Genomic DNA, 13,933 nt, shown 5'->3' on the forward strand with positions numbered 1-13,933 from the left:
GATCCTACATAAGCATTATTCATTGTTATCTATACTAATAATGCGTAATCCGAACATCGACTAAATGGAATTAATAAATGAAGAAAATTTTTGCAGTCTCTTTACTAAGTTTGGTTTCTAGCATGGCAATGGCATCAACAAACGGTCTTTATGTCTCTGGTAAGATTGGTGCTTCAATTGTGCAACTTTCAGATCAAAAATGGGAAACGACGGATCATGAGTTCGAGCAGGAAAATCTCGGCAAAACCAATGATTCCGTGTTTGGCGGCAATATTGCAGTAGGTTACGATTTTTCAAAAACAACCACTTTGCCTATTCGTACCGAGTTAGAGTTTGGTATGCGGGAAAAAGCCTCAACAAGTCACAACCTTGACTCAGTTAATGACCCTGGTGTATTCAGCAGTTCAGATGATGTGAAAGCAGATATCACCTTAAACACGGTCATGGTCAATACCTATTATGACTTCAAAAATGACACCAAATTTACTCCGTATATTTCTGTTGGATTAGGGATGGCAAGCATTAATCACAAAATGCGTTATGACTACAATGATCATATTGTGAGTATGAATCAATTCACTCATGAGAAATTCACTAAATCTAAAACCACCAATAATTTTGCCTGGAGTGTTGGTCTCGGTTCGCAGTACCAAGTGAATAATCATCTTTCGTTAGATATGAGCTACCGCTTTTTAGATGCAGGAAAATCTAAAGCCAGCTACTACGAAGATAATCAAGAAAATGTCTCTAAAGTAAAAGTTCAAAGCCACGATATTATGTTCGGATTAGTTTATCGCTTCTAATATTTTACTTTTATTGCCTTGCACCTTAATACATTCTTTAATGATGATTGAGGTGCAATCCGCCCCCCATCATTAGATATTAAAATTAAACATTCATATTAAGTTAAATTAAAATTTTTAACACTCAGTTAATTTCAACATTTAGTTTCAATAATTAATCTTTTTATATCAAAATTCAGTGTGGTTATCTGAAGATCTCCAATAGCCTCTAAAACGTCCAATTTCATTTATACTCCAGTTATATTTCACATTGAAATAATTAACTGGTGCTTAACAATGAAAAAAATAATTTTAATCTCCACATGCTTGTTGTTTGCTAATTTAGCAATAGCATCCAGTAATAACGGTGTTTATCTATCAAGTAAAATTGGTGTATCTGTGCTTAATATGTATGACTCTAAATTTGAGTATAGTAATGATAAGAAACCCGATTTTAAAATGCTAAAATTTAATGACAAAAGTCACCCTGCCTTTGGTAATTATCTTGCCGTGGGTTATAACTTTTATGATCAGTTTTCAATGCCTATTCGGGCTGAATTAGAAGTTGGAATGAGGGGAAAAGTCAGCAATACTCATAGCCTCAATGCTCTTTCAAGCTTATCGAGTAGTTCATCTGATATGAAAAATGAAGCAACACTGACGACCGTGATGTTAAATGGCTACTATGATATGAAAAACCAAACTGCGTTTGCTCCCTATATTTCATTTGGGCTTGGATTGGCAAGCACTCGCTATGAAAATACACAACGGTCAGAATTTGAAATTTTAGGTTTAAAGCAAAGTTCTAATCAGTCAAAATCCCAAAGAATCAATAAATTAGCATGGAGTTTGGGACTTGGAAGCCGATATGCATTCAATAATAATTTATCCTTCGATCTGGGCTATCGGTTCACCGAAGCGGGTAAGTATAAGATATCAATGCCCAATGCATTTGATAAAGATGGAACAGACACATCCACAATAAAACTCGCCGCTCATGACTTTATGTTTGGGATTGCTTACCACTTTTAGATGCTGGAAATGGTAGATTTTAGACAATAAAAAACCTGTTCAATAGAACAGGTTTTTACTGAATACGTTAAATTAACTTCAACGAGACAGGCTTGATTATTTTTTAGCACCTGGAATGCTGAAACGCTGATTAAAGCGATCAACACGACCACCAGTAGCAACGTCACGTTGTTTACCAGTATAGAACGGGTGGCAGTTACCACAAACGTCCAGGTTCAGAGAATGACCAGCTGTTGAGTTAATTTTCATTACGTTACCGCAAGAACAAGTCGCAGTAATTTCTTCGTATTTAGGGTGAATACCTTTTTTCATGGGAGAACCTCTAATAAGGCCGTGTCGCCATTCCAGCCCTAACGCCGGACACCACACGTCGTGTTGATTAAATTTAGTATATTGGCAAGGATTAGGTTTTCACAAAAACAAATATTTTCGCAAAATTAATGATACCAAAGGCGGCGGATCATACAGAAAATCTGTTTACCACGCAATGAAATTAGCGTGATTTTTGTGATATTCTAGTAAAATACCTTCGCAATATCGCACAAAAAACAGACGGAAATCCAGCTATGATCGTCGTTCAGGTGGCTTTACCTGTTCCTTTGAATCGCACATTTGATTATCGCCTTGCAGATAATATGCCGCTACCCGTCGTTGGTAGCCGCGTTATGGTGCCCTTTGGTAAACGCCAAGCCCTTGGTATCGTTGTCAATCTCAGCGATAAAAGTGAATTCCCTGAAGACCAATTGAAAACGATTGAGTTGGTTCTGGACTCCCAAACCTTATTTCCAGATGACCTGTGGCAATTACTACTTTGGTCATCTCAATATTACCACTACCCGATTGGCGAAGTGTTATTTCATGCAATGCCAACATTGCTCCGTCAAGGTAAGCCAGCCGAATTTACGCCGATCTGGCAATGGCAAGCGACGATCGCTGGGCAAGAAGTCGATCTCAATGAGTTAAAACGATCACCAAAACAGCAGCAAGCCTTGGCCTTACTGCGTCGTCGACCTATTTATCGCCACCAAGTTGCAGAATTAGAAATCAATGAAAGTGCATTACAGTCCCTGAAGAAAAAACAATATGCGGAATTACATCCTGTGCAGCCGGTTGTGGAACAATGGCAATCCCACTTTACCGTCTGTGGTGAACGCTTGCGCCTCAATAGTGAGCAAGCCACTGCCGTGGGTGCCATCCGTGCCGAGGATGATAATTTCTCTCCTTGGCTACTTGCAGGGATCACCGGCTCAGGTAAAACCGAAGTGTATCTGAGTGTGCTAGAAAATATTCTCGCTAAAGGTAAACAAGCGCTGGTTTTAGTCCCTGAAATCGGGCTAACTCCCCAAACCATCAATCGATTCCGCGAACGTTTTAATGTTCCTGTGGATGTGCTGCATTCGGCACTCAACGATAGCGAGCGTCTGGCAGTTTGGCTACGAGCTAAACAAGGCTCGAATGGAATTATCATCGGAACTCGTTCAGCGTTGTTCACCCCGTTTGCTCACCTTGGGATCATCATCATCGATGAAGAGCATGACAGTTCCTATAAACAGCAAGATGGCTGGCGCTACCATGCTCGAGATTTAGCGGTATTTCGAGCTAAAAAAGAAAATATCCCCATCATTATGGGAACAGCCACCCCATCTTTAGAAACGCTAAGTAATGTTCAGCAAAATAAATATCGTCAATTAAATCTGACTATCCGTGCAGGAAATGCCCGCCCTGCGGATCAACACTTAATTGATTTAAAAGGCCAGCCACTCAAGTTTGGTTTATCCCATTTACTGATTCAGCATATTAAGAATCACTTAGCGCAAAATAATCAGGTCATTTTGTTTTTAAACCGCCGAGGTTATTCCCCAGCTCTCATCTGCCACGAATGTGGATGGATTGCAGAGTGTCAGCGCTGCGACCACTACTACACTTTGCACCAAAACTTCCATCAATTACGCTGCCACCATTGTGATAGTCAGCGGCCAGTCCCACACCAATGTCCACACTGTGGATCCACCAATCTGGTTCCTGTGGGAATGGGAACGGAACAATTAGAAGAAGGAATTTCTGAGCTATTTCCCGATGTCCCAGTCACGCGAATTGACCGAGACACAACCAGCCGTAAAGGGGAACTTGAGCAGCATTTAAATGCGGTTCATGAAGGTGGTGCACGAATTTTGATCGGCACTCAAATGCTGGCTAAAGGGCACCATTTCCCCGATGTTACCCTCGTGGCATTATTAGATGTGGATGGCGCACTGTTCTCTAGTGATTTTAGAGCCGCAGAGCGCTTTGCACAGTTATATGTCCAAGTTTCAGGGCGTGCAGGGCGAGCTGGCAAACAGGGTGAGGTTTTTTTACAAACCCACCATCCTGAGCATCCGCTATTACTAACATTACTGGAGAATGGCTATAACGCCTTTACTCAAGAAGCACTAGAAGAGCGGCGCGTCGCCATGTTGCCCCCCTTTACTAGCCATATATTGATCCGTTCTGAAGACCATAATAATCAGGATGCACGCAATTTTTTACACAATGTTCGCCAATACATCAGTCAGCATCCACAAAGTGACTCCCGGCTGTGGATATTAGGCCCAGCCCCGTCGATTCAAGCTAAACGAGGTGGACGTTTTCGTTGGCAGCTATTATTGCAGCATCCTTCCCGAGCTTATTTGCAGCAATTTATGGCGCAATTATTGCCAGAATTACTCAAGCAGCCTGAAAGCCGCAAAGTAAAATGGAACATTGATGTCGATCCAACGGATGGTTGATCACCATCCTAGCTACCTCTTTGTTGGTAAGATAACTGACTGAGTCTGTTAGTTAAACCCTCATATTTTGCCAACAATTTACCCATTAAGAATTTGGATTAAGTATTTCTCATACTAACTATTTTCGAAATTTGCGAGTCAGCTCTAAAAAATGATGCAAGTCACATTTTTTATGCAAACTAGGTAACAGATATTATTGTGAAATTCATTAGAATACCTTCTAATTAGCAAAATGACGTGTTCGCGCCATTCAAAAAAAGCAATCGATTAAATAGACAAAGGAAGGCGTTGTGGAAAATAAAAAACACAATAATACGGCGACCATGAAAGATGTTGCCAATGCAGCAGGTGTCTCGACCGCCACGGTCTCTCGGACATTAATGAATCCAGAGAAAGTCTCCTTACAAACACGTCAAAAAGTCGAACAAGCGGTACTAGACGTCGGTTATTACCCGCATAATCTGGCTAGAAGTTATAAACGCAATGAATCCAAAACGATTTTAGCGATCGTTCCAGATATCAGCGATCCCTTCTTCAGTGATGTGATCTGCGGTCTTGAAGAGGTTGCCGCCCATGAAGGCTATTTCGTCCTGATTGGTGATTGCAAACACCAGCGAAAGCAAGAAAATGCCTTTATCAATCTCATTATTACCAAACAGATTGATGGCATGGTTTTACTGGGTTCTAATTTGCCGTTTGATATTTCAACAGAAGAACAAAAAAATTTACCGCCTATCGTAATGGCGAATGAATTTGCCCCTGAACTTAAACTTCCTACTGTTCATATCGATAATCTGACCGCCGCATTTAATGCTACACACTATTTACTCAGACAAGGCCATAAGCGAATTGCCTGTATTGCAGGCCCTGAAGGTATGCCTCATAGTGAATATCGTTTAGAAGGTTATAAAAAAGCGATGTTACGCACTGGCGAAGGGCTGAGAGAGAGCTATATTGTGAGAGGGGATTTTACACATGAAAGTGGTGCTGAAGCCTTAAAAACCTTACTTTCTCTACCAGAGCCACCCACTGCTGTTTTCTGCCATACCGATATTATGGCGTTTGGAGCAATGTGGCAGGCAAAAAAAATGGGTCTAAAAATTCCAGATGACTTGTCATTTGTTGGTTTTGATAACCTTGAGCAAGCAAAGTATACCTTACCGGCATTGACCACCATTAATCATCCTCGCACAGAAATTGGTCGTCATGCGATGTTATTGCTTCTAGAACAACTACAAGGAAATAGTGTCACCCCCGGTTCCCGTCTCCTAGATTCTGATTTAATCATTAGAGAGAGTACAAAAGCGCCTAAATGCTAGGCAAAATCGCTAAGGTTAAGTAACATATAACCAAAATAATGATTAACAACTGATAACTAGTGAATTAATAGCGTGGCACAAAAAGATTATGTAGCTCGAGGGCGCTCATCCGCTCGAAAGAAAAGCAAAGGCAAAAGCAAGAAAGCACAAGGGCTACCTATGACTACCTTGGTAGTCGCCGTCGCTATTGTGGTGCTATTTGTTGGTGGTTTATTTTTTATTACTCACAATAAAAAAGAAACATCACAAACTAATAGTGCTCCACATGCCACTAAACCAGGTAATACACTACCACCGAAACCTGAAGATCCTTGGCGCTATAAGCGTGAGCTAGAAGAGCCATGGCAAGATTATACGTCACCTGCACAACCAAATACTGGTGGTAGCAGTGGCAATATTCGTCAAACGGATTTAACCGCAGAACAGCGCCAATTACTGGAACAACTGGATTCTGATCGACGTCAGCCGGTCACCAACCTACAGGAAATTCCTTTTAATGGTAAGCCAGTGCCGCGTTCCCAAGTTATTATTAATGAACCGGCTCAGCCAGCTAGGCCGATTGATGCACCGGTTCAGCGTAAACCTTCAGTGACTGAACCCAAGCCGGAAGTCCGTCCTACTGCGCCGGTACAGCCAGTGGCGAAGCCAGAACCTAAACCTGAGCCAAAACCTGCCCCTGTCAATAATATGCAAAATATGTTGGTGCAATGTGGTTCGTTCAAAACAGCAGAACAAGCGGAGTCTGTACGTGCAACGCTGGCATTTTCCGGTATTGAAAGCCGAATTACCTCAGGCGGAGGATGGCATCGTATCGTGTTAGGCCCATACTCCAAGTCCACAGCAGAAGGCATGCGTGACCGTGCTGCGGGTGTCGGCGTTTCAGGTTGTATTCTTCGTGCTTCTGGGGGTTGAAAAATCCCCCCACCTCCCCCATCTACTGTTTTAACGTACTGATGAGCAGTTGTTTTTATGATTCTGTGATTTCAAGTGATAGTGAATAAACCGCTATCACTTGAAATTTGCCTATTAAAATATGAAACAACCGCATTATTTTTGTAATAAAAACCAGGGGCTAACTCATGACAACAATCGTAAGTGTTCGCCGTAATGGCCAAGTTGTAATCGGTGGTGATGGACAGGCGACGATGGGTAATACCGTCATGAAAGGCAATGTCCGCAAAGTTCGTCGCTTATATAACGACAAAGTCATTGCAGGATTTGCCGGTGGCACCGCTGACGCATTCACACTCTTTGAACTATTCGAACGCAAACTCGAACTCCATCAAGGACATTTAACTAAAGCTGCCGTTGAGCTCGCCAAAGATTGGCGCACCGACCGTATGTTACGCAAACTCGAAGCGTTACTGGCAGTAGCAGATGAGCATACTTCACTGATCATCACAGGTAACGGTGACGTCGTTCAACCAGAAAATGACCTGATTGCGATTGGTTCAGGTGGCCCATATGCGCAGTCCGCAGCTCGTGCCTTACTCGAAAATACAGATTTAAGCGCAAAAGAGATCGCTGAGAAGGCGCTCGAAATCGCTGGGGATATCTGTATCTACACTAACCACAATGTTAACTTTGAAGAAATTTCTTCAAAATCATAAGGATTGTTAGTATGTCCGAAATGACTCCACGCGAAATTGTCAGCGAACTCGACAACCATATTATTGGTCAACATAAAGCAAAACGTTCTGTAGCTATCGCCCTGCGTAACCGCTGGCGCCGTATGCAGTTAAATGAAACGTTGCGTCATGAAGTGACCCCAAAAAATATTCTCATGATTGGTCCAACAGGTGTGGGTAAAACTGAAATTGCTCGCCGCCTTGCAAAATTGGCCAATGCGCCATTTATCAAAGTTGAAGCGACCAAATTTACCGAAGTGGGCTATGTAGGTAAAGAAGTTGACTCCATCATCCGCGATCTGACTGATTCTGCGGTCAAAATGGTTCGTTTACAATCTATCGAGAAAAACCGTTATCGTGCCGAAGAAATGGCGGAAGAGCGCATTCTGGATGTCTTGATTCCACCAGCAAAAAATAACTGGGGACAAGCTGAACCAGTTGATGAGCCATCTCCTGCACGCCAAGCATTCCGTAAAAAATTACGTGAAGGCCAATTAGACGATAAAGAAATCGAGATTGAAGTTTCTGCTGCACCAATGGGTGTTGAAATCATGGCGCCTCCTGGTATGGAAGAGATGACCAACCAGCTGCAATCCATGTTCCAAAACTTAGCAGGACAAAAGCAAAAGCCTCGTAAGATGAAAATCAAAGAAGCTTTCAAACTGCTGGTGGAAGAAGAAGCCGCTAAATTGGTTAACCCTGAAGAGTTGAAAGAACAAGCGATTGAAGCTGTTGAACAAAATGGCATCGTGTTTATTGATGAGTTCGATAAAATCTGTAAACGCGGCGGTCAAAGTTCAGGTCCGGATGTCTCCCGTGAAGGTGTTCAGCGCGATCTGCTGCCATTAATTGAAGGCTGCACCATCTCTACCAAACACGGTATGGTGAAAACTGACCATATTCTGTTTATCGCTTCTGGGGCATTCCAAGTCTCTAGCCCATCAGATCTGATCCCAGAATTACAAGGTCGTTTACCAATTCGTGTTGAGCTGCAACCGCTCACTACCGAAGATTTCGAACGCATTCTGACCGAGCCGAACTCTTCGTTGACTGAGCAGTACAAAGCTCTGATGGCAACTGAAGGCGTGAATATTGACTTCACCGCTGATGGTATCCGTAAGATTGCGGAATCTGCATGGCAGGTGAACGAATCCACCGAAAATATCGGTGCTCGTCGTTTACACACAGTATTAGAACGCTTGATGGAAGATATCTCTTTCGATGCCAGCGAACGTGAAGGACAGAGCATTCAAATCAATGCTGAATATGTTAGCCAGCATTTAGACGAATTGGTTGCAGACGAAGATCTGAGTAGATTTATTTTATAATCTTATTAATTATCAGGTTTTCATGTATCCTTAATAGACGTCAGATAAAGTGCAGCAATTATGCTGCACTTTTGCCGTATTGAACCCAACTAAATTAAGAACATTTACTCCCACTAATTCAAAGTGCCGCTAGAATCTCATCAGCGTTACCCTTTGGAATATAACGAGTACGGTGAATAAATTACATGAACTCATCTTCAATCAGTCGCAAACAAGCTTGGCTAGAAAGTTTACGACCAAAAACCTTGCCTTTAGGGGTTATTGCGATCGTCACTGGCTCCGCATTAACTTACCTCACTGGCAACTTTAAATGGCCAGTTGCCCTGCTATCAATTATTACAGCAGGTCTACTACAGATTCTATCTAACCTCGCGAATGATTACGGAGATGCAGTCAAAGGCTCAGACACTGCTGAACGTATCGGACCATTGCGGGGGATGCAAAAAGGCATCATCACCAAAGAAGATATGAAAAAAGCCTTAAAGCTGAATATCTTCGCCGCGTGCCTTTCTGGGATCTTATTGATTGTTGTCGCCTGTGAAAAACCGGAAGATGCCATTGGATTTCTGGCTTTAGGGCTGGTTGCCATTGTTGCTGCGATTACCTATACCGTCGGTAAAAAACCTTACGGTTATTTAGGACTGGGTGATATATCGGTCTTAATTTTCTTTGGCTGGTTAAGCGTTATTGGGACTTTTTATTTACAAGCGAATAGCTTTAACCCGATTACTATTCTGCCAGCAACCGCGTGTGGATTACTGTCTGTTGCCGTTTTGAATATTAATAATATGCGTGATATCGAAAACGATGTTAAAGCAGGTAAAAATACCTTGGCGGTTCGTTTAGGGCCAGTGGGTGCACGCATCTATCACACAATTCTTATCGTTGCCGCTATCCTGTGTCTAGCGTTTTTCAATCTTATGTACCTACAAGGTTGGAGCGGCTGGCTATTTTTACTTGCCGTACCGATGCTGATGAATCACGTTCGTAAAGTGCTTTCAGACCCTACCCCCGAAGGCATGCGCCCAATGCTTGAAAACATGGTCAAAGCGGCTTTAGTTACCAATGTGTTGTTCTCAATTGGCGTCGTTTTGAGCAAATAATCACAATTACTTGCTGCTTTTTTGACTTTTCCCGCCTATTTTTTGGCGGGAATTTTGCCAAGCTGTGACGAAAAGGGATATACTAACCCCCTCTTTCAGCAGAAAAAGACCTAAATCCTATGAAATATGATACTTCCGAGCTCTGCGACATCTACCAAGAAAGCGTTAACGTGGTAGAACCTTTATTCTCCAACTTTGGTGGACGTACTTCATTTGGCGGTCAAATCATTACAGTTAAATGCTTTGAAGATAACGGCATTCTGTATGATTTGCTGGAAGAAGACGGCCGTGGGCGTATATTGCTTGTTGACGGTGGCGGTTCCGTGCGTAAAGCATTGATTGATGCTGAGCTAGCGCAAGTCGCTGTAAGTAATGGCTGGGAGGGCATCGTGGTTTATGGTGCAGTCCGTCAAGTGGATGCCTTAATGGAATTAGACCTTGGTATTCAAGCTGTTGCTGCAACACCAGCAGGTTGTCCTGATGAAGGTATCGGCGAAAGTGATATCCGCGTCAATTTTGGTAGTGTGACGTTCTTCTCTGGTGATTATCTGTATGCCGATAACACTGGCATGATCCTGTCTGAAGAGCCTCTCACTCAAGCGGCCAATGATGACTTCGACGAAACCATCGACGAATAATCCCCACCAAATTCCACAAAAAAGGCAGATATCACTATCTGCCTTTTCTCTTTTCGACTTTTTGTTTTCTCTTTCTGTTTTTTCACTCACTCTTCACATCTTTCAGAAAGCACTCCTCTACATACTTCTACACACCTCTAAATAATTCGTATTGTAGGTAGGCGGTCAGCGAGGATATCTCGGGGAGCATACAAAAGTATGTGACCCGAGTAGCTGAGAGCAACCAACACCCCTACAATGCAAATTATGACGAGGTAGGCGGCAAGCAATGGATATCTCGGGAAGCATACACAAGTATGTGCCCGAGTAGCCGAGAGCAACCAACACCCCTACAATGCGAAGTATGACGAGGAATTAAACTTCTTCCATCTTACCTAACAAAGTCCGCAACCGCTCCTGCCAAGTCGCCTGCTCTTGCTTCAGCTGTTCATTTTCACGCACCAGTGATTCGGTACCTGATTTGTTAGCTTGTAACTCTTGGCTTAATGCACTGTTTTGTTCTTTTAGTTCATCGATTTCCATTTGTAATAACGCGATGGTGTCGATTGCCTGCTGGACTTTGTTTTCTAGTTTCTCAAATACTTCAAATGACATGTTCGTGATCTCCCTTATAAATCTATTTCCTCGATTGTAAGTAGCATGATCCTCTGTGTCCAGTGACTTACATTTGATTACAAACATTATTAGTAAAATTGCGATGTAAATAATTTCACAATGTTTGAATTCGCTCTTATTAATGGTTGTTTGTTTTCGTTTTTAGGTGATTTAACACACAGTTTTCGAACATGACAATATTCGATCATCTTTTTTCACGCTAAATTAACCAGAAGAAATTTTCGCAACGAAAATTTTACTCGAAAAAAATACTCTTTTTTTTATTTGAGCAGGATTAACTATATGAGCAAAATGACATCTTCCACACTGATGGGCCAGTGTATTTCGGAGTTTTTAGGCACTGCTCTCATCGTGTTTTTCGGTTTAGGATGCGTCGCTGCCGTGCGTCTTGCTGGCGCGCAACTGGGTCTCTGGGAAATTAGTATTATCTGGGGATTTGGTGTTGCACTCGCTGTTTATTTAACCGCGGGCATTTCCGGTGCCCATTTGAACCCTGCTGTAACCCTTGCTTTATGGTTATTTGCTTGTTTTGACAAGCGCAAAGTTGTTCCTTATATCGTCGCCCAAATGTTGGGTGGCTTCTGTGCCGCGGCGTTAGTCTATACAATGTACTCGCCAGTCTTTACAGATTATGAACAAGTCCACCACATTATTCGTGGAACTCAAGAAAGCCTCTTTACTGCTGGTGTTTTCTCGACTTATCCTGCACCGCAAATTAGTGTACTGCATGCCTTCTTTATCGAAGTTATTATTGCCGCCATCTTAGTCTGTCTAATTTTAGGTTTAACTGACGATGGTAATGGTGTACCTAAAGGCCCATTGGCCCCATTATTAATCGGTATTTTGATCGCTGTTATCGGTGGCTCATTTGGTCCTTTAACTGGGTTCGCCTTAAACCCTGCTCGTGACTTTGGTCCGAAAGTGGTGGCCTATCTAGCCGGATGGGGTGATATTGCTATGACCGGTGGACGTGACATTCCTTATTTCTTAGTCCCATTGACTGCACCAATTGTTGGTGGTCTGCTAGGGGCACTTGGTTACCGTAAATTGATTGGTCGTCATCTTCCTTGCATGGTCTGCGAGTCAGAAGAAGAAAAGAAATAACCCAATAACAATACCTAACCCATTGCTGAACAGGTTTAAATTATGACAACAGAAACAAATATCGCGAAAAAATATATTGTCGCTCTTGATCAGGGAACAACCAGTTCACGAGCAGTCGTACTCGATCACGATGCCAACATCATCAGTATTTCCCAACGGGAATTTACCCAAATCTATCCTAAGCCAGGCTGGGTAGAGCACGACCCAATGGAAATTTGGGCAACCCAAAGCTCCACACTGATCGAAGTATTGGCAAAAGCTGATATTCGCACAGATGAAGTTGCAGGTATTGGGATCACAAACCAACGTGAAACCACCATCGTGTGGGAAAAATCGACAGGTAAACCCGTTTATAATGCCATTGTTTGGCAATGCCGTCGTACTGCCGATTTTTGTACTCATCTCAAACAAAATGATAAAGATTTGGAAGAGTATATTCGCCAGAATACTGGTCTGGTTGTTGACCCCTATTTTTCGGGCACCAAGGTAAAATGGATCCTCGATAACGTTGAAGGTGTCCGCGAACGTGCAGAAAAAGGCGAATTACTGTTCGGTACCGTCGATACTTGGATCGTGTGGAAAATGACTCAAGGCCGTGTCCACGTGACCGATTACACCAATGCCTCCCGTACCATGCTGTTTAATATTCGCAATCTGGAATGGGATGACAAAATCCTCAAAGCACTCAATATTCCACGCAGTATGCTACCGGAAGTGCGTTCATCTTCGGAAGTGTATGGTCAAACCAACATTGGTGGTAAAGGCGGAACACGTATTCCAATTTCCGGTATCGCTGGTGACCAACAAGCGGCGCTGTATGGCCAGCTGTGCGTCAAATCCGGAATGGCCAAAAATACCTATGGAACAGGCTGCTTCTTACTGATGAATACCGGCGACACCGCCGTGCGCTCTAACCATGGTCTGCTAACGACTATTGCTTGTGGTCCAAGAGGTGAAGTGAATTATGCTCTTGAAGGTGCTGTGTTTGTTGGCGGCGCATCTATTCAATGGCTACGTGATGAATTGAAATTAATTGATGAATCTGAAGACTCTGAATACTTCGCAACCAAAGTAAAAGACAGTAATGGTGTATATGTTGTGCCTGCATTTACCGGTTTAGGTGCACCGTATTGGGATCCGTATGCGCGTGGTGCCATCTTCGGTCTAACCCGTGGAGCAAACCGTAACCATATTATCCGAGCAACATTAGAATCCATCGCTTATCAAACTCGCGATGTCTTGGATGCGATGCAAGCTGACTCCGGCGAGCGTCTAAAAGCGTTACGTGTGGATGGTGGTGCGGTTGCCAACAACTTCCTGATGCAATTCCAATCGGACATTCTAGGCACGTCTGTAGAGCGTCCTGCGGTACGTGAAAGCACGGCATTAGGTGCGGCATATCTCGCCGGTATTGCTGTTGGGTTCTGGGAAGGCCTCGATGAGCTACAGAGTAAAGCTAGCATAGAACGCGTCTTCAAGCCGGGCATTGAAACCACAGAACGTAACTACAAATATGAAGGTTGGAAAAAAGCCGTCGCTCGTGCCCAAGAGTGGGAAGATCGCGCTTAATTTTCACTTTTTTAATCTTGAAGCAGTGCTTTGGCACTGCTTTTTTATTG

The 13,933-nt window shown here is 43.0% G+C and carries 13 protein-coding genes; 11 read left to right on the top strand and 2 right to left on the bottom strand.

Features of this window, described 5'->3' with window-relative positions:
- The first annotated feature begins 77 nt into the window (after window positions 1–77).
- Together PR761_RS15910 and PR761_RS15915 are read left to right on the top strand one after the other, a co-directional pair.
- A complete protein-coding gene (locus PR761_RS15910) occupies window positions 78–803 on the top strand; it encodes an outer membrane protein (RefSeq protein ID WP_006816261.1) in 726 nt (241 codons plus the stop codon).
- A gap of 276 nt (window positions 804–1,079) precedes the next feature.
- Window positions 1,080–1,814, top strand: a complete 735-nt coding sequence (locus PR761_RS15915; protein WP_154610719.1) for an outer membrane protein — start codon at window positions 1,080–1,082, stop codon at window positions 1,812–1,814.
- 96 nt (window positions 1,815–1,910) lie between these two features.
- Here PR761_RS15915 and rpmE read toward each other — a convergent pair whose 3' ends face one another.
- Window positions 1,911–2,126 (bottom strand): 50S ribosomal protein L31, encoded by a 216-nt coding sequence (gene rpmE, locus PR761_RS15920; protein WP_006816263.1) that lies wholly within the window; start codon window positions 2,124–2,126, stop codon window positions 1,911–1,913.
- 254 nt (window positions 2,127–2,380) lie between these two features.
- Here rpmE and priA point away from each other — a divergent pair, with 254 nt between their 5' ends.
- The 7 genes from priA (at window position 2,381) to rraA (ending at window position 10,595) form a co-directional block, all read left to right on the top strand.
- Window positions 2,381–4,579: a primosomal protein N' gene (gene priA, locus PR761_RS15925; protein WP_115164789.1), complete on the top strand. Its 2,199-nt coding sequence runs from the start codon at window positions 2,381–2,383 to the stop codon at window positions 4,577–4,579.
- Between the two features lie 290 nt (window positions 4,580–4,869).
- The gene (gene cytR, locus PR761_RS15930) at window positions 4,870–5,898 is read left to right on the top strand and encodes a DNA-binding transcriptional regulator CytR (RefSeq protein ID WP_006816265.1); all 1,029 of its coding nucleotides are present in this window, start codon (window positions 4,870–4,872) and stop codon (window positions 5,896–5,898) included.
- 72 nt (window positions 5,899–5,970) lie between these two features.
- Window positions 5,971–6,810 carry a cell division protein FtsN gene (gene ftsN, locus PR761_RS15935; RefSeq protein WP_006816267.1) on the top strand — a complete coding sequence of 280 codons (840 nt, stop codon included), beginning with the start codon at window positions 5,971–5,973 and terminating at the stop codon, window positions 6,808–6,810.
- A 167-nt stretch (window positions 6,811–6,977) separates the two neighbouring features.
- On the top strand, window positions 6,978–7,508 hold the full coding sequence (hslV, locus tag PR761_RS15940; RefSeq protein ID WP_006816268.1) for an ATP-dependent protease subunit HslV: 531 nt from the start codon (window positions 6,978–6,980) through the stop codon (window positions 7,506–7,508).
- A gap of 11 nt (window positions 7,509–7,519) precedes the next feature.
- Complete coding sequence (gene hslU, locus PR761_RS15945; RefSeq protein ID WP_006816269.1) at window positions 7,520–8,854, top strand: HslU--HslV peptidase ATPase subunit; 1,335 nt, start codon at window positions 7,520–7,522, stop codon at window positions 8,852–8,854.
- A 185-nt stretch (window positions 8,855–9,039) separates the two neighbouring features.
- The gene (locus tag PR761_RS15950; protein WP_112837484.1) at window positions 9,040–9,957 is read left to right on the top strand and encodes a 1,4-dihydroxy-2-naphthoate polyprenyltransferase; all 918 of its coding nucleotides are present in this window, start codon (window positions 9,040–9,042) and stop codon (window positions 9,955–9,957) included.
- Window positions 9,958–10,076: 119 nt separating this feature from the next.
- Window positions 10,077–10,595 (top strand): ribonuclease E activity regulator RraA, encoded by a 519-nt coding sequence (gene rraA / locus PR761_RS15955; RefSeq protein WP_006816271.1) that lies wholly within the window; start codon window positions 10,077–10,079, stop codon window positions 10,593–10,595.
- Window positions 10,596–10,949: 354 nt separating this feature from the next.
- On the opposite strand, the gene zapB is transcribed toward rraA, so the two are convergent.
- Entirely contained in the window at window positions 10,950–11,189 is a 240-nt protein-coding gene (gene zapB / locus PR761_RS15960; protein ID WP_112837485.1) for a cell division protein ZapB, read from the bottom strand.
- Between the two features lie 303 nt (window positions 11,190–11,492).
- Between zapB and PR761_RS15965 the strand changes: the two genes are divergently transcribed.
- Together PR761_RS15965 and glpK are read left to right on the top strand one after the other, a co-directional pair.
- Window positions 11,493–12,314, top strand: coding sequence for an MIP/aquaporin family protein (locus PR761_RS15965; RefSeq protein ID WP_006816275.1), 822 nt, complete (start codon window positions 11,493–11,495; stop codon window positions 12,312–12,314).
- 42 nt (window positions 12,315–12,356) lie between these two features.
- Window positions 12,357–13,883 (top strand): glycerol kinase GlpK, encoded by a 1,527-nt coding sequence (gene glpK, locus PR761_RS15970; protein WP_112837486.1) that lies wholly within the window; start codon window positions 12,357–12,359, stop codon window positions 13,881–13,883.
- Window positions 13,884–13,933: the final 50 nt, after the last annotated feature.

This window comes from Providencia sp. PROV210, assembly GCF_028479445.1.
Lineage (GTDB): Bacteria > Pseudomonadota > Gammaproteobacteria > Enterobacterales > Enterobacteriaceae > Providencia > Providencia rustigianii.